Origin of the sequence: Variovorax sp. UC74_104 (assembly GCF_044055375.1) — a bacterium.
Classification (GTDB): Bacteria; Pseudomonadota; Gammaproteobacteria; order Burkholderiales; family Burkholderiaceae_C; genus Variovorax.
Genome location: NZ_CP171979.1, coordinates 82,219 through 100,199 on the forward strand (window position 1 = coordinate 82,219; position 17,981 = coordinate 100,199).

Annotated in this window: 14 protein-coding genes; 10 read left to right on the plus strand and 4 right to left on the minus strand. The window is 69.8% G+C overall.

Annotation, left to right across the window (positions count from 1 at the left end):
- The first annotated feature begins 5 nt into the window (after window positions 1–5).
- Together ACHMXA_RS31020 and ACHMXA_RS31025 are read left to right on the plus strand one after the other, a co-directional pair.
- Entirely contained in the window at window positions 6–1,121 is a 1,116-nt protein-coding gene (locus ACHMXA_RS31020) for an LLM class flavin-dependent oxidoreductase (protein ID WP_395322116.1), read from the plus strand.
- A 138-nt stretch (window positions 1,122–1,259) separates the two neighbouring features.
- A complete protein-coding gene (locus ACHMXA_RS31025) occupies window positions 1,260–2,642 on the plus strand; it encodes a SidA/IucD/PvdA family monooxygenase (protein WP_395322118.1) in 1,383 nt (460 codons plus the stop codon).
- 41 nt (window positions 2,643–2,683) lie between these two features.
- Here ACHMXA_RS31025 and ACHMXA_RS31030 read toward each other — a convergent pair whose 3' ends face one another.
- Window positions 2,684–3,664 carry a tripartite tricarboxylate transporter substrate binding protein gene (locus ACHMXA_RS31030; RefSeq protein ID WP_395322120.1) on the minus strand — a complete coding sequence of 327 codons (981 nt, stop codon included), beginning with the start codon at window positions 3,662–3,664 and terminating at the stop codon, window positions 2,684–2,686.
- Between the two features lie 225 nt (window positions 3,665–3,889).
- On the opposite strand from ACHMXA_RS31030, the gene ACHMXA_RS31035 reads away from it, so the two are divergent.
- On the plus strand, window positions 3,890–6,109 hold the full coding sequence (locus ACHMXA_RS31035; RefSeq protein WP_395322122.1) for a rhodanese-like domain-containing protein: 2,220 nt from the start codon (window positions 3,890–3,892) through the stop codon (window positions 6,107–6,109).
- Window positions 6,110–6,127: 18 nt separating this feature from the next.
- Here the strand turns inward: ACHMXA_RS31035 and ACHMXA_RS31040 are convergent, their stop codons facing one another.
- Window positions 6,128–7,012: a LysR family transcriptional regulator gene (locus tag ACHMXA_RS31040; RefSeq protein WP_395322124.1), complete on the minus strand. Its 885-nt coding sequence runs from the start codon at window positions 7,010–7,012 to the stop codon at window positions 6,128–6,130.
- Between the two features lie 185 nt (window positions 7,013–7,197).
- Here ACHMXA_RS31040 and ACHMXA_RS31045 point away from each other — a divergent pair, with 185 nt between their 5' ends.
- The 6 genes from ACHMXA_RS31045 to ACHMXA_RS31070 are packed head-to-tail and all read left to right on the plus strand — an operon-like array spanning window position 7,198 to window position 14,801.
- Window positions 7,198–8,304 (plus strand): TauD/TfdA family dioxygenase, encoded by a 1,107-nt coding sequence (locus ACHMXA_RS31045; RefSeq protein ID WP_395322126.1) that lies wholly within the window; start codon window positions 7,198–7,200, stop codon window positions 8,302–8,304.
- 4 nt (window positions 8,305–8,308) lie between these two features.
- Window positions 8,309–9,274 carry a hypothetical protein gene (locus ACHMXA_RS31050; RefSeq protein WP_395322128.1) on the plus strand — a complete coding sequence of 322 codons (966 nt, stop codon included), beginning with the start codon at window positions 8,309–8,311 and terminating at the stop codon, window positions 9,272–9,274.
- Complete coding sequence (locus tag ACHMXA_RS31055; RefSeq protein ID WP_395322130.1) at window positions 9,271–10,662, plus strand: MFS transporter; 1,392 nt, start codon at window positions 9,271–9,273, stop codon at window positions 10,660–10,662. Before ACHMXA_RS31050 ends, ACHMXA_RS31055 begins: the two co-directional genes overlap by 4 nt.
- A gap of 32 nt (window positions 10,663–10,694) precedes the next feature.
- Entirely contained in the window at window positions 10,695–11,873 is a 1,179-nt protein-coding gene (locus tag ACHMXA_RS31060; RefSeq protein ID WP_395322132.1) for an acetyl-CoA carboxylase biotin carboxylase subunit family protein, read from the plus strand.
- On the plus strand, window positions 11,854–13,119 hold the full coding sequence (locus tag ACHMXA_RS31065) for an ATP-grasp domain-containing protein (RefSeq protein ID WP_395322133.1): 1,266 nt from the start codon (window positions 11,854–11,856) through the stop codon (window positions 13,117–13,119). The genes ACHMXA_RS31060 and ACHMXA_RS31065 overlap by 20 nt, the downstream gene beginning before the upstream one ends.
- On the plus strand, window positions 13,116–14,801 hold the full coding sequence (locus ACHMXA_RS31070) for a hypothetical protein (protein WP_395322135.1): 1,686 nt from the start codon (window positions 13,116–13,118) through the stop codon (window positions 14,799–14,801). Before ACHMXA_RS31065 ends, ACHMXA_RS31070 begins: the two co-directional genes overlap by 4 nt.
- 16 nt (window positions 14,802–14,817) lie before the next feature.
- On the opposite strand, the gene ACHMXA_RS31075 is transcribed toward ACHMXA_RS31070, so the two are convergent.
- Together ACHMXA_RS31075 and ACHMXA_RS31080 are read right to left on the minus strand one after the other, a co-directional pair.
- Window positions 14,818–15,198 carry a hypothetical protein gene (locus ACHMXA_RS31075; protein ID WP_395322137.1) on the minus strand — a complete coding sequence of 127 codons (381 nt, stop codon included), beginning with the start codon at window positions 15,196–15,198 and terminating at the stop codon, window positions 14,818–14,820.
- 25 nt (window positions 15,199–15,223) lie between these two features.
- Window positions 15,224–16,804: an ABC transporter substrate-binding protein gene (locus ACHMXA_RS31080; RefSeq protein ID WP_395322139.1), complete on the minus strand. Its 1,581-nt coding sequence runs from the start codon at window positions 16,802–16,804 to the stop codon at window positions 15,224–15,226.
- A gap of 159 nt (window positions 16,805–16,963) precedes the next feature.
- Between ACHMXA_RS31080 and ACHMXA_RS31085 the strand changes: the two genes are divergently transcribed.
- Window positions 16,964–17,947, plus strand: a complete 984-nt coding sequence (locus ACHMXA_RS31085) for an ABC transporter permease (protein ID WP_126185139.1) — start codon at window positions 16,964–16,966, stop codon at window positions 17,945–17,947.
- Window positions 17,948–17,981: the final 34 nt, after the last annotated feature.

The window sequence follows — 17,981 nt, forward strand, 5'->3', positions numbered from 1 at the left end:
AGTACATGACCATCGAGCTCTACGGCACCCTGTATCCCCGCCTGTTCTCCGAGACCATTCCGGCCGAAGGTCCGGCCTTCGACATCGCTCACATAGAAAGCACTGCCAGGGCGCATGAAGACGCCGGTTTCGACGGCGTGCTGCTGCCGCACAACGCGGGCTGGGCCGACAATTTCCTGACGGCGGCGCGCGCGTCGGGCGTCACGCGGCGCCTGGTGTTCCTGCTGGCGCACCGCCCGGGCTTCGTTTCGCCGACGCTGGCTGCGCGCAAGCTCGCCACGCTCGACCACTTCACCGGCGGTCGGCTGCGGCTGCACGTCATCACCGGCGGGCGCGACGCCGAGCAGCAGCGCGACGGCGACTACCTCACGCACGACGCGCGCTATGCGCGCACCGACGAGTACCTCGACATCCTGCGGCGCGTGTGGACCAGCGAGACGCCGATCGACCACGAGGGCGAGCACTACCGCTTCGCATCCGCCTTTTCCGAGCTCAAGCCGGTGCAGAAGCCGTACATCCCGATCTCCTTCGGCGGCGCGTCCGATCCGGCCATCGAGGCGGCGGCGAAGCATGCCGACCTGTATGCGCTGTGGGGCGAGACGCTGGACGGCACGCGCGAACTGGTGTCGCGCGTGCGCACGGCCGCCGCGCGCCACGGCCGCTCGCCGGGCTTCAGCATCTCGATTCGAGCCATCGTGGCCGACACCGAGGAGGCTGCCTGGAAGAAGGCTCGCGAGATCGCCGAGATCACGCGCGAGGTCGGCTTGTGGTCGGGCAAGTCCAAGGTGTTCGGCGGGGCGAGGCCACCATCGGAAACCGCCGAGAACGAGGGCTCGCGCCGCCTGCTCGCGCTGGTGCAGAAGGGCGAAGTGCTGGACGAGCGCCTCTTCATGGGCGTGGCCGCGGCCACCAATGCGCCCGGCAACACCACGGCCATCGTCGGCACGCCCGAGCAGGTGGCCGAGGCGCTGCTCGCATACCACGACGTGGGCGTCACCAACTTCCTGTTCCGCGGCTTTGATCCGCGTACCGACGCGCAGGACTATGGCCGCGCGCTCGTTCCGCTGCTGCGCGAGGGCGCGGCACGACGCGAGCGACAGGCGCGGCGACGGCTGGCCTGATCCGGCACTGCAAGAGATTCACGCAACCTTCCGACGAACGACAAGCGCCGCACATGAGCTCTTCCTCTTCTTCAACGAACCCCCGACCACGCCGCGCACGAAGCGCTGCGCCTGCTCGGTCCCGCGCCGGCCAACTGGGTGCCTGCCCATGCGGGCATCGACCACAACGTGCTCGTCGTCGGCGGCGGCCAGACCGGCAGTGCCTTCGCCTTCGCGCTGCAGCGCGCGGGCATCGGCGGCGTGAGCGTCATCGATGCCGCCGAGAAGGCGTCGCAGGCCGGCGTGTGGCTCACGCGGGCGCGCATGCACAAGCTGCGCACGCTCAAGAACCTGGTCGGACCCGAAGGGCCGGTCACGGCGCTGGGTTTCCAGGCCTGGTACGAAGCGCGGCACGGCCAGGAGGCGTATGCCGCCATCGACCGCATTCCACGCACCGCCTGGGCCGAGTACCTGGACTGGTTCCGGGGCATCACGGGCACCGCGGTGCGCTACGGCACGCGGCTGGTTCGCTTCGAGCCGGTGGAGGGCGCGGCGGTGCCGCACTTCCGGCTGCATCTGGAGGTGAACGGCGAGCCGCGCACCGAGACCGCGCGCAAGCTGATCTTCGCGAATGGCGTGGCCGGCAGCGGCGCGCCCTTCATCCCTGACCTGCTGGCTTCGGCCGTGAGCCAGGGCCTCGCGGCGCATACCGGCCACGCGATCGACTTCACAGCGCTCGCCGGCAAGACGGTGGCCGTGATCGGTGCTGCCGCATCGGCCTTCGACGCGGCGGCGGTCGCCCTCGAAAGCGGTGCCGCCGCGGTGCACCTGTTCGCGCGTCGCGACCGGCTCGCGGCCACGCCCGTGGCGCGCGTGCGCGGCTATCCGGGCCTGTACGACAACTACCTCGCGCTGCCCGATGCCACGCGCTGGCACCATGCGGCGCGCTACCGCCGCCTCGGCACCACGCCACCGCCGGATTCGGTGCAGCGCGTGCTGAAGTTCCCGCACTTCCACCTGCACCTGTCCTCGCCCTGGCAGGGCGCGGAGGTGCGCGACGGCAAGGTGGCCGCGTCGGTGAACGACGAGCGCTTTCGCTTCGACTTCGTCATTGCCGGCACCGGCTACACGCACGAGTTGGCACAGCGGCCCGAACTGGCCGGCATCGCCGGCGAGGTGCTGCGCTGGCGCGACCGTTTCGAACCGCCCGCGCACGAGCGCGACGACGAACTCGGCGCGGCGCCGTACCTCGGCACGGGGCTCGAACTGCTGGAGAAGACGCCCGGCACCGCGCCCTGGCTGCGCGACATCCACATCTACAACCCCGGCGGTTTCGCCAGCACCGGCCTGCCGCTGGGCGACGTGCCGAGCATCCGCGGCTATGTGCCCGCGGTGGTGCGCCGCATCAGCGAAGACCTGCTGCTGGCCGATTTCGCGCTGCACGAGGAGCGCACGCGCGCAGATGTGCCGCCGGATTTCGACGAATCGCTCTATGCCAGCGCGATCTGGCAAGCCGGCGCGGGGCAGCGGCTCGCGGCCTGAGACCCGCCTCCGTCTCCGGCCGGCTGGGGACGGAGGCGCCTTCAGCGCAGGGTGATGCCCGCGGTCTGGATCGTCTTCGCGTAGCGCACGCGTTCGGCGGCGAGGGTGCGGGCCATGTCGGCGGGCGTTCCGCCGGCCACCTTGAAGCCCATGTCCTCCAGCTTCGCCCGGGTTTCCGGCGCGGCGATCACGGCCTGGATGTCGCGGTTGATCTTCGCCACCACGGCGGGCGGCGTGCCCGCGGGCGCGAAGTAGCCCTGCCAGCTCTCGACGGCGAAGCCCGGCAGGCCGGCCTCGGCCATGGTCGGCACCTCGGGCAGGGCGCTGGAGCGGTAGGCGGTGGTCACGGCCAGCGCGCGCAGCTTGCCGGCGCGCACGTGGTCGGTCACTGCGGCGAGCGTGATCAGCGTGGCGTCCACATGGCCCGCGAGCACGTCGAGGGTGGCAGGGCCGCCGCCGGAATAAGGGATGTAGTTCACCTGCGCGCCGGTGTCCTGCGCGATCATTTCGTGCGCCACGTGGGCGATGCCGCCGTTGCCGGGCAGACCGAGGCTGATCGACTGCGGCTGCGCCTTGGCGCGCGCGAGGTAGCCGCGGAAGTCGGTGATGCCGGTCTTCGGGTTCACCACAAGGATCTGCGGGTTCACCACTGCCTTGATCACCGGCGCGAAGGCCTTCTGCCCGTCGTAGGGCAGGCGGTCGAAAAGAATGCCGTTGAGCGTCAGTCCCTCGCCCTGCTGCAGCAGCGTGTAGCCGTCGGCGGGCGACTTGGCCACGCGCGCGGCGCCGATGGTGCCGCTGGCGCCCGCCACGTTCTCGACCACCACCGACTGGCCCCAGCGCTCGGTCAGGCGCTCCGCGATGAGCCGCGTGAGCTTGTCGGCGCTGCCGCCGGCGGCCACCGGCACCACGATGTGCACGGGCTTCGACGGGAAGCCGGCAGCGTCGTCGTCGGCGGCGGCGGCGGTGGCGGAATGGGCGAGCGGATGGAGCGCGGCGAAGGCGAGGGCGCCCAGCAGCATGGCGCGGCGGGGTGCGTGGAACGGACGAAGTACGGGGAATGTTTGCATTGGGCGCAATCTAGGTGCGTCCCCGGGCCGGCCCAACGAAGCAAACCGGATATGCGTAGAAGAAAAACTTCCTTGGGCTCGCACGGGCTGCTGCATACCCTGGGTCCGGCGTCGCCGTCCGCGCCTTCCCTGTCGCTTTTTCCCTGTCTTTCTCCTTCACGAATCCCGGACCCCCTCATGAGCCTCACCGAACTTCCCGTCGAAACCGCAGGCAACGACATCGCCAGCGCACGTGCGCGCGCCGTCGAAGCCTTTCTCGCCCAGGCCCGCGGCTTGCTGCTTCCGGGTGCAGGCGCCCCGGGCGACGCCTTGCAGGCCGTGGCCGATGCGCTGGTGCGGCTCGGCCAGCAGCGCTCGCTGTTTCCGGCGGCCCACTTTCCGGTGTATGCGCAGCGCCCCGCACAGGTCTATCGGCTGGCCGAGGATGCCGATGGCGGCTTCGCGCTGTACCTGTCGGCTGGCCTGGCGGGCAAGGCCCAGCCGCCGCACGATCACACGACCTGGGCGGTGATCGCCGGCGTGGAGGGCAACGAGCGCAACGTGCTCTACCGACGCGAGAAGACCGCCGACCCCGCGCGCGACGCGCTGGTGCACCAGCGCACCGTCGACGTGGCCTCCGGCAGCGCGGTCGTGCTGTTGCCCGACGACGTGCACACCATCGAGCTCGTCGATGGCCAGGACGGCCGCCACCTGCACTTCTATGGCCGCGCCCTGGAGCTGCTCGACAGCCGCGTGGTGTTCGAGGGCCCTGGTGGCGGCAGCTACCGCCATTTCGCGGCGCCGAAGAACATCCGCCATCCGGCGATCACGCCGCAGGCGCTGAAGGCCGCGCTGTCCGACGGCGAGGAGATCGCGCTGCTCGACGTGCGCGAGACCGGCGTCTTCGTGCGCAGCCACATCCTTCTCGCAGCCTCGGCGCCGCTATGGCGGCTCGAAGTGCTGATCGACCGGCTGGTGCCGCGCCGCAGCACCCGCATCGTGCTGGCCGATGCGGACGAGTCGCTCGCGCACCAGGCGGCCGCCAAGCTCGTGCGACTGGGCTGGCGCAACGTGTCTGTGCTCGCCGGCGGCACGCAGGGCTGGGCCGCCGCGGGCTATGAGCTCTTCAGCGGCAGCAACGTGCCGAGCAAAGCCTTCGGCGAAGTCATCGAGCACCGCAAGCACACGCCCTGGATCTCGGTCGACGAGCTGCACCAGCGCGTGGAGCGCGGCGACGACATCGTGGTGGTCGACAGCCGCACGCCGGAGGAGTTTGCCGACTTCAGCCTGCCGTTCGCGCACAGCCTGCCGGGCGCCGAGCTTGTCTACCGCATTCAGGAGCTCGCGCCCCGGCCCGAGACGCTGGTGGTGGTCAACTGCGCCGGCCGCACGCGCAGCATCGTCGGCGCGCAGACGCTCATCGACGCGGGCATTCCGAATCCGGTGGTCTCGCTCAAGGATGGCACCATGGCCTGGCTGCTGGCGGGCCGCAAGCTGAGCCACGGCCGCGCGGCGCCGCTGCCCGAGCCGGGCGAGCGCACGCGGCTGGAGGCCCGCGCGCGGGCCGAGGACGTCGCCGCGCGCGCCGGCGTGCGCCGCATCGACGCGGCCACGCTCGCGCGCTTCGAGGCCGAGTCCGACGAGCGCTCGCTCTACCGCTTCGACGTGCGCACGCGCCAGGAATACGAAGCCGGGCACCTCGAAGGCTGGCGCTGGGCGCCGGGCGGCCAGTTGGTGCAGGCCACCGACGAGTACGTGGGCACCCGCCGCGCCCGCATCGTGCTGGCCGACTGGGACGGCGTGCGCGCGCTGACCACCGGTGCATGGCTCGCTCAACTGGGCGGCCACGAGGTGTTCGTGCTGTCGCCGCCGGCGCTGCCGGTGCTGGTGCTCGGCCCCGAGCCCGTGCGCGTGCTGCCGCTGCGCGCGGGTGCGCCGGAGATCGCGACGCGCGAAGCCGCTGCCGCGCTCGAAGCCGGCACCGCCGTGGTGTTCGACGTGGAGCGGCGCTCGGCCTACGAGCGCCGGCATGTCGCGGGCGCGCGCTTCTCCGTACCCGACCGCTTGCAGGAATTCGTCGCCGACCTGCCCGCGTCCCAGCGCATCGTGATCACCTCGTCGGACGGCGTGCTCGCGCGCATCGTGGCGGCGGAACTGGGCGCGCGCATCGGCCGCGAGGTTCATGCGCTGGCCGGCGGCACCCAGGCCTGGGTCGCCGCGCGACTTCCCACCGCGGCCGGCCCCGAAGGCGTGCTGACCGGCGACGACGACCACTGGTACAGCCCCTACGCACACGCCGACCTCGCCAAGCGCGATGCCGGCTTCAAGGAGTACCTCGACTGGGAGATCGGCCTGGTGGCGCAGCTCGAGCGCGAGGGCGACGTGGGCATCCGGCTCGTCGAACCGGGCGCGTCCTGAACGACCGGGCGGCCCGCCTCAGAGCGGCGCCGTGGGCTGGCGGGCCGAGCGGCGCAGCTCCTGCATCAGCGCCCGCGCCTCGGCGCCGGGCCGCCATTCCTCGCGGTACACGAAGTAGCTCGTGGCCGGCGCCAGGTCGCGCGGGCGGTAGGTCTGCAACTGGTAGGACTGCGCCTGGTTCTCCACCAGCCTGCGCGGCACCACCGCGATGCCCATGCCCGCCGCCGCGCAGCCCAGCACCGCCCCGTAGGTGCTGAACGACAGCACCCGGGCGCAGGCGATGCGCCGCGATTCGAGCCAGCGCTGCGCCATGGTGCGGTAGGGGCAGCCCTCGCGGAAGGCGATCAGCGTCAGCGCGTACAGCGGCGCCTGCGCCAGCAGTTCGGCCGGCTCCTCCTGCGCCACCACCACGAGCGGCTCATCGAAGCCTGCCTCGTAAATCAGGCCCGCGCGCTCGTTCACGCGCGCGGTCACCGCGAAGTCCAGCCGGTGCTGCAGCAGCATCTGCGACAGCGCCGGCTCTGCTTCCACCTCCAGCTGAAGCTCCAGTTCAGGGAAAGCCTCGCGCATGGCGGCCAGAGCGTGCGGCAGGTGCATGGCGGCCGTGCTTTCCATGATGCCCATGCGCAGGGGCTGCACTGCGGGGGCCTCGGCGCGCGCGTTGGCCGCCGCTTCGTCGATGAGGTCGAGGATGCGCGTCACGTAGGGCAGGTAGCGCTCGCCTGCTTCGCTCAGCTGCAGCCGCTTGCCCTGGCGGTTGAACAGCGGCACGCCCAGGCGTTGTTCCATCTGCTTGAGCCGCGTCGTCACGTTGGACTGGGCGCAGCCGAGCACGTTGGCCGCCTTCAGGGCGCCGCCTTCGTCCACCACGGCCTTGAAGGTTTCGAGCAATACACGGTCCATGGGCGACCTCTTTTCTCCAGACTCAGCGGAAAGTAATAAATCTGATTATCGGATAAGGAAGAACAAATAGATTCGTTTTTGAGATAAAAAAACGCCAATAGCCTCGCGTCAGCGTCAGCAGACCAACCCGCTGTCCATCGTGACGCGCCTTGCCGCGCGCCAGTCGACACACTCAAGGAGTTTTCATGTCAGACCAAGGTTCGAGAGCCGAAGTGAGCATCACCGCCAGCGAGGCCGAGCAGATCCGTCAGGTGCTCGGAGACCTCGACTACGACCCGGCGGGGAGTTCGGCCTACATCGGCGAGCTTCGCCGGCGCGTCTATTCCGGTTTTCCGGAGCGCCTGGTGCGGCTGCTGGAAGTCATCAAGTCGTCCAACAGCGCGGCCTACGCCTACCTGGTGGTCGACAACCTGCCGATCGACTCCGGCGTGAGTGGCAGCCCCCACTTCGGTGAGACCGGGCGCCAGTTCAAGGACGGCGTGCTCAGCGAGAACCTGCTCGCGGCACTCGGCGCGGCCATCGGCGAGCCGTACTCCATCTCGCACGAAGGGCTGGAGCTGGTCAACAACCTCACGCCGCACAAGCACACGCGCAACGACTACACCGGCCTGGGCTCGGAGGTGGAGCTCGACTTCCACATCGAGAACGCCGCCCAGGCCTTCATGCCCGAGGGCGACACCTCGCCGCTCGCGCTGCTGCTGCTGGGGCTGCGCGCCGCGCCCGAGGGCGAAGGCAAAGGCCCGTTCACCCGGGTCGCCGATGCGCGCCTCGCGCTGGCCCGCCTGAGCGACGAGGACCTGGAGGCGCTCTATGGCCGCAACTTCATCATCCGCGTGCCGTACCGCTGGCGCGGTGCCACGCCCACACCGCGCGACAACACCGACCTGAGCCCGGTGCTGTCGGGCCCGCTGGAGCTGCCGCGCGTGACGGTGGCCTTCTACCCCGACATGGTGCTGCCGGTGAACCAGCGCGCCCGGGCGGCGCTGGAGAACTTCCATCGGGAGGTGAGGGCGGTCTCCGAGGCCATCGACATCAAGCCGGGCCGGCTGGTCTTCGTCAACAACCGCTTCGCGCTGCATTCGCGCGACAGCTTCGTGCCCAGCTTCGACGCCAACGACCGCGCCTACCGCTGGGTGCAACGCATCATGGTCACGACCAACCTGTGGAACTTCCGCTCCTTCGGCAAGCGGCAGGAGCGGGTCTTCGATCCCTTCCTGCTGCCGCGCGCCACCGAGCCGGTGCGCTCGCGCAACGCGGACGCGCGCCAACCCGCCCTGAGCGAGCAGGCCTGAGCCGATGCCGGGGCCGTTCGCCGTCCTGACCCGCAACGGCCCGAGCGTGCTGGCCGCCGGTGTCTTCCTGGGCCTGCTCGTACCTGCACTGGCGGATGCGGCGCGCCCGCTGATGCCGGTGACGGTGTTCATCTTCGTCCTGGGCACGCTGCTGCGCGTCGATCCGGCCACCGTGCTGGCGGTGGCGCGCCGGCCGGCAGTCTCGCTGGCGCTGCCGCTGTGCGCGATCGTCGTGTGCCCCGTGGTGGCGGGCCTGGCGGGCCATGCGCTGGGCCTGCCGCCGGCGTGGACCCTGGCGCTGGTGCTCGCCTTCTGCGCGCCGCCTTCCAGCGGTACCTCGGCCGTGGCTCGCATGCTGGGGCTGGATGCGGCCGTTGCGCTGGTCGCCACGCTGGCGGCGATGGCGCTGGTGCCGCTCACCGCGCCGCTGCTGGCGCATCGGTTCGGACGCGATCCGGGTGTCGCCATCCAGCCGTCGAGCCTCGCGCTGCGACTGATCCTGCTGGTCGGCACGGCCGAGGGCGCGGCGATCCTCGTGCGCCGGTTCGCGAAGGAGCGCCTCGCGGCCCATGCAGGCGCGATCGACGGCGTCGTGGTGGTCGCGCTGCTGGTGTTCGCGGTCGGCACGATGGCCGGCCTGCAGCAGTCCATCGTGGACGAACCGGCACTCGTGATCGCGGCCATCGCGCTCGCGTTCGCTGCCAATGTCGGCGTGCAGTGCATCGCGTACCTGCTCACGCCGGGCAGCGTGCGCACCCGTTTGAACGTCGCGCTGCTTATGGGCAACCGCAACGTCGGCCTGCTGTGGGCCGCGCTCGGCGCCGCGGCGACGCCGGCCATCGCGCTGTTCTTCGCCTGCGCGCAGCTGCCGATCTACCTGCTGCCGCGCGTGATCCAGAGCCTGTTGCCACGCCTGGAAGCGCTCAGCGAGCGCCGCAGGAACGCACGCGAACTGAGGGCATCGGAATGAGCGCCGCAGGCAGCACTTCATTGGCCGAACTCGCATCCGCCGACGAGCGGCGCGGCACCGGCATCGGCTGGACCCTCGCTGCCACCAGCTTCGGCTTCGTGGTGGTGCAGCTCGACGTGACCATCGTCAACGTGGCGATGCCGCAGATCGGCAGGGACCTCGGTGCCGGCGTGACCGGCCTGCAATGGATCGTCGACGCCTACACGCTGGCTTTCGCGGCGCTGCTGCTCACGGCCGGCTCCTTCGCCGACCGCTTCGGCAGCCGGCGCGTCTTCAGCGCCGGGCTGGTGCTGTTCGGGCTGGCTTCGCTCGCCTGCGCGGTCGCGCCGTCCATCGGCGTGCTGATCGCGGCGCGCGCGGCGCAGGGCATCGGCGCTGCGCTGATCCTGCCGACCTCGCTGTCGCTGCTGTCGCATGCCTGCGCGGGCGACGCGGTGGCACGCACGCGCGCCATCGGATGGTGGAGCGCCATCGGCGGCGTGGTGAGTGCCGCCGGACCGGTGCTTGGCGGCGCACTGACCACCGGCCTGGGCTGGCGCTCGATCTTCTTCGTGAACCTGCCGATCTGCGCACTGGGCCTCTGGGCGGTGCGCCGCTACGTCGCGGAGACGGTGCGTTCGGCGGCCGGCCGGCTGGACGTGGGCGGGCAGCTGCTGGCGATCGTCGCGCTGTTCTTCCTCACGCATGCGGTGATCGAGGGCGGCGTGCTGGGCTGGACCGACTGGACGGTGCTCGCGGGCTTCGCCGTGGCGGCGCTGGCCGTCGCCGCCTTCGTGCGCAACGAATCGCGCGTGCCGGCGCCGATGATCCCGCTCGGGATCTTCCGCAGCAAGGCGTTCTCCGCGGCCATCGTGCTCGGGGTGCTCATGAACATCACCTTCTACGGGTCGATCTTCGTGCTGAGCCTGTACTTCCAGCATTCGAAGGGCTACACGCCCACGCAGACCGGCCTGGCCCTGCTGCCCTTCACCGTGATCATGCTGGCGAACCTCGCGAGCGGACGGCTGGCCAAGCGCTTCTCGCCGCGCACGCCGGTGATCGCGGGCTTCCTGCTCTCCGCGCTGGCGTTCGCGCTGCTGCACGGCGTGGACGCCGCCACGCCGTACCTGCGCATCCTGCCGAGCCTGCTGCTGCTGGCCATCGGCGCGGGCATCGGCACGCCGGCCCTCACGTCGCTGGTGATCGGCAGCGTGGCGTCGTCGCTGTCGGCCACCGCATCGGCGATCTTCGGCGCGGCCCGCCAGGTCGGCAGCGCCATCGGCGTGGCCCTGTTCGGGGCATTGCTGGTGGGCTTGCCCGTGCAGGTCGCGGCGGGGGCGGTGTTCGCTTTCGACCTGTCGGCCTTCCTGCGGCTGGCCGGTGCGCTGATCGCCGTGCTGTGCCTCTAGCGCCCGCTTTCCTTTTTCTTACGGGGTATCGAATGACACGACTCATCGTGATCGGTGCGCGCAAGACCGGCACCAGCCTTGCGCTGGTACGCGCGGCGCTCGACAGGCAGTTGCAGGTGACGGTGATCAGCGGGCCGAACGACCTGCTGCAGGGCGTGTTTCCGCCGGAGGTGGAGATCGTCAACCTGCGGACCGACGCCGATGCGGTGGTCGCATGGCTGCGCGACCGCCATCCCGATTCCGGGCAACAGTTGCGCATCACCACGGCCAATGACGTCTATGCGCGGCTCGCGGCGCAGGTGGCCACGCAGCTCGGCCTGCCGGGGCCGGATGCCGCCGCCGTGGCGCGCAGCGTCTCCAAGGCGAACCAGAAGGCGCTGCTCGCCGAGAGCGGCCTGCCGACCGCGAAGTTCGTCGAAGGCGCACTGTCCGATTTGCCGGCGCTGTGGGACCGCCTGCGCGCGCTGCGCTTCCCGGTGGTGGTGAAGCCGGCCGAAGGGTCGGCCAGCCACGGGGTGAAGCGCTGCGCCGACGCGGACGAAGCCAGGCGGCACGCCGAGGCCCTGGCCGACGAGTTGCGCGCCAACCGGCGCACCGGGCTGACCGACAGCGTGATCGTCGAGGAATTCCTCGAAGGCGCGGAGTATTGCGTCGAGTATTTCGACGGGCGGTACGTGGGCGCCATGCGCAAGCTCAAACGCCGCGGCGAAGGTTTCCTGGAGCGCGGCTACACCTCCGAGCTCGACCTGGACGACGCCGCCTTACGCCGGCTGATCGATGCAGGTGCCGGGGCCATCGGGTTCGCCGGGCTCTCGTGGGGTCCGGTGCACCTCGACTGCATCGTGCGCGACGGCGTGCCCTACGTGATCGAGCTCAACCCGCGCATCGCCGGCAGCTTCATCTGCGACATCGTGCGCGACGGCTACGGCTTCGACATCGTCGCCGCGCTGCTCGACAAGCTCACGGGCCGCGGCGTGGAGGTGCCCGACATCTTCGCGCCGCGCTCGTACGCGCACGTCGAGTTCCTGCTGGAGAGCGATCCGCTGCCGTGGGACTTCTCCTCGCCCGGCGAACTGCGCAACGCCGATCTCCACATCACCTACGGACCGCAACGGCTGGTCCACCGCGAGCGGCGCGCATACATCTACGTGCGCCGCCTGTTTCAATCCACCACCGCAGAGAAGAGACTCCATGAAGAAGCAGTTGCTTGATACCGTGGCCATCGTCGACGGCGCCTCGACCAGCGCGCACCTGGCGCCCGCCTTCCGCTCCTACGGCGTGCGCTGCGTGCACGTGTTGAGCAGCGAGTCGCTGCCGCAGCGCCTGCAGACGCAGATCAACCCGGCCGACTACGTGCGCAGCGTGGTGCACCGCGGCGACCTGCGCCAGACGGCCGACGCGCTGCGCGACCTGGGCATCAGCGTGGTGCTGCCGGGCGTCGACAGCGGCGTGGAGCTGGCCTCCAGGCTGGCCGACGCGCTCGACGTGCCGCTGCGCAATCCGGTGGAGCTCACCGCCGCACGGCGCGACAAGTTCGAGCAGATCGAGGCGCTGCGGCGCGCCGGCGTGCGCACGCCGCAGCAGTTCCGTTCGCGTTCGCCGCAAGAGATCGCCGCCTGGGCGCGGGCCCACGCGCGCCTGCCGGTGGTCATCAAGCCGACGCGCAGCTCGGGCGTGAAGGGCGTGAAGATCTGCCGCACGCAGGAGCAGGTGGAGGAGGCGGCCCGCAACGTGCTGGCCATCAAGTCCTCGTACGACGAGGTGCAGGAGGACATCCTCGTGCAGTCGTACAGCGAAGGGCAGGAATACATCGTCGATGCCGTCTCCTTCGAGGGCCACCACAAGGTGGTCAGCCTGTGGGAGGTGGAGCGCGACCGCAGCCATTCGCCCCGGCTGGAGAAGATGCTCGTGGTCGACCACACGCAACCGCAGTACGCGGAAGTCATCGCCTATGCGGCGCAGGTGCTCGACGCGGTGGGACTGCACTACGGGCCTTCCCACCTGGAACTGATCGTGACGGCCGAGGGACCGACCATCGTCGAGCTGAACTCCCGCCTGCACGGAAGCCTCGACCCGCGCCTCACGACGGCGGTGACCGGCGAGAACCAGATCTCGGTGACGGTCGAGGCCTTCGTCAACCCGCAGCTCTTCAAGCAGACGCTGAACGAGCGGCCGCGCTTCAGCGGCTTCTGCGGCCACATCCTGCTGGTGTCGCCCAAGGCGGGCGTGCTCGCGAAGGACTTCGCCTGGGATTCGATCGAGCAGCTGCCGTCTTGCGTCAGCGTGAAGCGCTGGGTAAAAACAGGTGACCGCCTGAACGTGACCACCGACCTGCGCACGGCGCTGGGCATGGTGGGCTTGTTCGATGCCCAGTTCGACCGGCTCACAGCCGACTGGAAATCCATCCGCCAGATCGAGCACAGCTTCTTCTCCGACCCCGAAACCCTCGCTGCATGACTTCGCTGCTCGACACCACCGTCCCTCGAACCCTTGCTCAGCTGGTGGAGCGCTTCACTGCCGAACCCGCGACGCGCGTGGAGGCCTGGCTGTTCGAGGACGAGGCGGCGCGCCGGGCGGCGGAGAAGACATTGGCCGCAACGGGTGTCGCGGCGTTGCTGCGCAGCGCGTACAAGCCGCTGGTGCATTTCTTTCTGGAGGAGTTCGACGGCCCCGCCGCGGGTGAGATCGCGGTCCGGACACCAGCCGGCAAGGGGCAGCGCTTCCGGCTGGAGGCCTATCCGTTGGCAGGGCTGATCGGCGACGGTGCCACGCTGCGCTTCGTCGAGGGCGACGACCTCACGTCGGACTACGTGGTCGAGGCCGGCGGCAGGCGCTGGCAGGTGTTCGCACCGAACGACGGCACCGCCTCGCCCTGTGGATGGCTGCGCGTGTGGCGAGGCGACACGCTGGTGGAAGACGCGCCGATTCGAACGGAGTTCGAGATCGCCTGCGAGGCCGCGCTCGACGCTGTGCGCAGGCACGAATGGCCGGCCACGCTGCCCCTGTTCGACACGCTGGAGATCGACATCGCGACCACCGGCATCGAGCGGCGCCTGCCGTTCGGCGAGGAAACCATCAGCACTTTCGAGGCGCTGCACGAGGACAGCTACTACGGCGTGCTGGAATTCTTCAAGGCACGAGCGGGCCTGTCCGAGGCCGACCGCACGCTGCAGCCGGGGCAGATCGTTCCGCTGATCTCGCAGGTCGATGGCGACACGCGCGTGACGGTGCGGCTCGCGCAGCACCGCCGCGTTGATCCTCCCGTGGATGCCGCTCTGGTGCTCGATGAGGCCGAACGCTCGCTCGCGCCCGTGGAGGTCGAGCAGGCCGTCGCGCAGCTGCCGGGAGAGCCGTTCTCCGTGACCTCGTTCCAGGGCAGGAAGGTGGCGGGCGTGCATGTGCGCGGCGCGCTGCCGGGCCTGGCGATCACGGCCGGGCAGCATGCGAACGAGAGCTCTGGCGTGGTCGGTGCACTGCGTGCCGCTCGCCACCTCAACACCCACCGCGACGCGCATTACGCACTGGTGCCGCTGGAGAACCCCGACGGTGCCGCGCTGCACCACCTGCTGCAGGCCACGCATCCGAAGCACATGGCGCACGCCGCCCGCTACACGGCGCTGGGCGACGACCTGGAGGCCCGGACGAAGCCGCCTTTCGGTGAGAAGGCCGCGCGGCTCGAGGCCATCGCCCGAACCGGCGCGCGCCTGCACCTGAGCCTGCACGGCTATCCGGCGCACGAATGGACGCGGCCGCGCGCGGGCTACGTGCCCCTGGGCGGCGAGCTGTGGACCGTGCCCAAGGGCTTCTTCCTGATCTTTCGCCGCCATCCGGGGCTGGACGGCATGCGATTCCTGCATGCGCTCACCGAGGAACTGCATTCCGGCTCGTCCGAGCTGGCCGAGTTCAACGCGGCGCAGCAGCGCATGTGGCATGCCCACGTGGGCGAGCTGCCGTTCAAGCGGATCAACGGCATCCCGTGCCTCGTCACCACCGACGAGCGCTCCACCGTGCCGTTCACGCTCGTGACGGAATTCCCCGACGAGACGGTGCGCGGCGCAGCCTTCCGGCTCGCCCATACGACGCAGATGCGCACCGTGCTGGCGGCCGCGCGGCTCTACTGGAAGGGGCTGCTGGCCTGAAGCAGGGTCGTCTGCTTCAGGCGATCACCAGCGCGGCATCGACGCGCCGCGCGCGGTGATCGACGTAGTAGCCGCCGAACTCGGTGTAGCGCAGCACGAGCCGCTGGCAGGCCGTGCAGCGGTACACGTCGCAGCGGTTGAACGGGAAGTGCGCCACCGAGATCGGCGCGTCGGCCGAGTCGTAGCGAGTGCCGCCGGGATGAAATTCCTCGAAGGTCGGCTCGTCGATGCCTTCGGCGCGCAGCGTGTCCACGCGCTGCAGAAGATCGGCGGGCCAGCGGTCTTCGGTGAAGCTTTCCCACGCATCGGCCCGGTGCAGCCAGCAGCCACAGGGGGAGACTGCGGATCGGTCGCCGGCCTCGGCGAGTTGTTTCAGTTCATGGGCATTCAGCGGCATTCTTCTTCGCGACAGGTGAAAGCGGTCAGCGAATATAGACGTCCGCGAAGTTCGCTTCCACGCCGTCGCCCGTGAGCGAATGGTCGTGCACCCGGCGGTTGTAGATGGTGAAGTAGGTGGGCGAGAGCAGGTTCAGGTCGGGCACCTCGACGCCGACGATGCGCTGGAACTCCTTGAAGAGGGCCACCCGCTTTGCGGGATCGATCTCGACCGCGGCGTCTTCCAGCAGCTTGTCGACCACCGGGTTGTCGTAGAAGGTGCCGTTGGAGAAGGGTACGCCCTGGCGGATGTTCTTCGACCAGTACAGGCGCTGCGAGCCCACGGTGGGGTCGAACAGGTTGCTCGTGCCGTTGATCGCCAGATCGTAGTTCTGCTCGGTGTAGATGCGCTTCACGTATTGCGAGAAGTCCGTGGCGCGGATGTTGACCCGGATGCCGACCCGGCCCAGCGCCTGCTTCACGTAGTCGGCCAGGCGCTTGTGCACGTCGCTGGGGTTGAAGTCGAGCGTGAGCGTGAAGCGCGTGCCGTCGGCGCCGCGCGGAAAGCTCGCCTCGTCGAGCAGGCGCTCCGATGTCTTCGGTGCGTACGGGTAGGGTGTGGGGCGGGTGTCGTGGAATTCCTTGAGCCCGGGCGCGATGGGTGAATAGGAGATCACGCCATAGCCGTAGAACACGTTGTCGCGCACCACCTCGCGGCTGACGGCGTGTGCGATCGCCTGGCGCACCTTGAGCTCCTTCAGCTGCGGCTGCCGCAGGTTGAACTCCAGCCGCGTCACGTTGTAGGAATAGCTGTTGCCCCTGGTCTCGAAGCCCAGCTTCGGGTTCGCTTTCAGCCGCTCGATGTCCCCCGGCGAGACGGGGGTGCGGTAGCCGATGTCCACGTCGCCGGTCTCGAAGGCGATGGAGCGCGAAGCCGCGTCGGGAATGATCTTCACGACCAGCCTGTCGACGTAGGGCTTGGGCTTGTCCCAGTAGTCGGGATTGCGCTCGTACACGATGTGGCTGCCGCGCACCCATTCCTTGAACCTGAACGGGCCGGTGCCGACGGGCGCGGAGCCGTTCGGGTTGCGCAGCACGTCGCCGCCGTTCTCGTAGAGATGCTTCGGCACGATGGGCGCCTCCGACGCGACGAAGGCCTTCAGCAGATAGGGCGCGGGCCGCGACAGCTCCAGCACCGCCGTGTACGCGTCGGGCGTCCTCACGCGCTCGACCGGCGCGAAGGTGCTGCGACCGCGCGGATGGTGTTCCTTCAGCAGCAGGATCGAATAGGCCACGTCGGCCGAGGTGAAGTCGCGCCCGTCGTGCCATTTCACGCCGCGGCGCAGGGTGAACGTGTAGGACTTTCCGTCGGGGCTCACCTGCCAGGCCGTGGCGAGCTGGGGCTGCGGCTTCAGGTCCTGGTCGTACTTCAGCAGCCCTTCGGTGACCTTGGCGCTGACGGCCAGCGTGGAGGAGTGCGAATGCGCGATCGACACCAGTGTGGGCGGCTCGTTCTGCAGCACCAGCGTGACCGTGCCGCCTGCCTGCGGAGCCGCCTGGAGCGCGTAGTGGGTGTACAGCAGGGCCAGCGCGAGCAGCGTCTTGCCGAGGGTGGTGGTCTGGATCATCTTCGTGGGGCCCTGGAAGTCGGACCGCAATCTAGATGCGCGCGCGACGCCGGGCCAACGAAGCAAATCGGATATGCGTAGAAGAAAAGCTTCCTTCGATGCATGAGGCCCCTGGGATAGCCTGACGGCCCGATTGACCGCCTCCTTCCAGAACCTTCTATGAACCTGCGCAGCGCAAGCCGCACGCTGGCGCGCACGGCGTGGCAGGCCGTGCCGACCGTCATCGGCGTGATTCTTCTCAACTTCGTGCTGATGCAGTGGATTCCGGGCGACGCCGCCGACGTGGTGGCCGCCGAGTCGGGCTCTGCCACCGCCGAGAGCATGGCGCAGCTGCGCAGCCACTTCGGGCTCGACCTGCCCGTGCTGCACCAGCTGGGCGCCTACCTCAACAACCTCGCGCACTTCAGCCTCGGCGTCTCGCCGCGCTACAACATGCCGGTGGTGTCGCTGATCGGCGCGCGGCTGGGCAACACGCTGCTGCTGATGGTCACGGCACTGGCCTTCGCGCTGGCCATCGGCATCGCGCTGGGCACGATCATGGCCACGCGGGTGGGGCGCTGGCAGGACCGCACGCTCTCGGTGCTCGCGCTGCTGCTGTATTCCACGCCGGGCTTCTGGCTCGGCCTGATGGCGATCGTGCTGTTCTCGGTGCACCTGGGGTGGCTGCCCACCGGCGGCAGCGAGAGCATTGGCGCGGGCTACACCGGCTGGCGGCACGCGGTCGACGTCGCGCGGCACCTCGTGCTGCCGGCGCTGGCGATGTCGGGTTTCTACATCGCGATCTTCTCGCGCCTCACGCGCGCGGCGATGCTCGAGGTGACGCGCCAGGACTTCGTGCGCACCGCCGAGGCCAAGGGCTTGCACCCGTGGACCGTCAACCTGCGGCACGTGCTGCGCAACGCGCTGATCCCGGTCACCACGGTCGCCGGCATGCACTTCGGCACGCTGCTGGGCGGCGCGGTGGTGGTCGAGACCGTCTTCAGCTGGCCCGGCCTGGGCCGCCTGGCCTTCGACTCGGTGGCGGGCCGCGACTACACGGTGCTGCTGGGCGTGCTGCTGATGTCCTCGATGCTGGTCATCGTGGCCAACATGCTGGTCGACCTGCTGCACGCCTGGCTCGATCCGCGCATCCAGGTGCGCTGAGCTCCATTTCCGATCTTCCCCGATCTTCCGACTG

What these genes read in the sequence shown, in the direction of transcription:
- ACHMXA_RS31020 (WP_395322116.1), top strand. Translation starts at nt 6, where the DNA reads ATGACCATCGAGCTCTACGGCACCCTGTATCCCCGCCTGTTCTCCGAG.
- ACHMXA_RS31030 (WP_395322120.1), bottom strand. Translation starts at nt 3,664, where the DNA reads ATGCTGCTGGGCGCCCTCGCCTTCGCCGCGCTCCATCCGCTCGCCCAT.
- ACHMXA_RS31035 (WP_395322122.1), top strand. Translation starts at nt 3,890, where the DNA reads ATGAGCCTCACCGAACTTCCCGTCGAAACCGCAGGCAACGACATCGCC.
- ACHMXA_RS31040 (WP_395322124.1), bottom strand. Translation starts at nt 7,012, where the DNA reads ATGGACCGTGTATTGCTCGAAACCTTCAAGGCCGTGGTGGACGAAGGC.
- ACHMXA_RS31045 (WP_395322126.1), top strand. Translation starts at nt 7,198, where the DNA reads ATGTCAGACCAAGGTTCGAGAGCCGAAGTGAGCATCACCGCCAGCGAG.
- ACHMXA_RS31050 (WP_395322128.1), top strand. Translation starts at nt 8,309, where the DNA reads ATGCCGGGGCCGTTCGCCGTCCTGACCCGCAACGGCCCGAGCGTGCTG.
- ACHMXA_RS31055 (WP_395322130.1), top strand. Translation starts at nt 9,271, where the DNA reads ATGAGCGCCGCAGGCAGCACTTCATTGGCCGAACTCGCATCCGCCGAC.
- ACHMXA_RS31060 (WP_395322132.1), top strand. Translation starts at nt 10,695, where the DNA reads ATGACACGACTCATCGTGATCGGTGCGCGCAAGACCGGCACCAGCCTT.
- ACHMXA_RS31065 (WP_395322133.1), top strand. Translation starts at nt 11,854, where the DNA reads ATGAAGAAGCAGTTGCTTGATACCGTGGCCATCGTCGACGGCGCCTCG.
- ACHMXA_RS31070 (WP_395322135.1), top strand. Translation starts at nt 13,116, where the DNA reads ATGACTTCGCTGCTCGACACCACCGTCCCTCGAACCCTTGCTCAGCTG.
- ACHMXA_RS31075 (WP_395322137.1), bottom strand. Translation starts at nt 15,198, where the DNA reads ATGCCGCTGAATGCCCATGAACTGAAACAACTCGCCGAGGCCGGCGAC.
- ACHMXA_RS31080 (WP_395322139.1), bottom strand. Translation starts at nt 16,804, where the DNA reads ATGATCCAGACCACCACCCTCGGCAAGACGCTGCTCGCGCTGGCCCTG.
- ACHMXA_RS31085 (WP_126185139.1), top strand. Translation starts at nt 16,964, where the DNA reads ATGAACCTGCGCAGCGCAAGCCGCACGCTGGCGCGCACGGCGTGGCAG.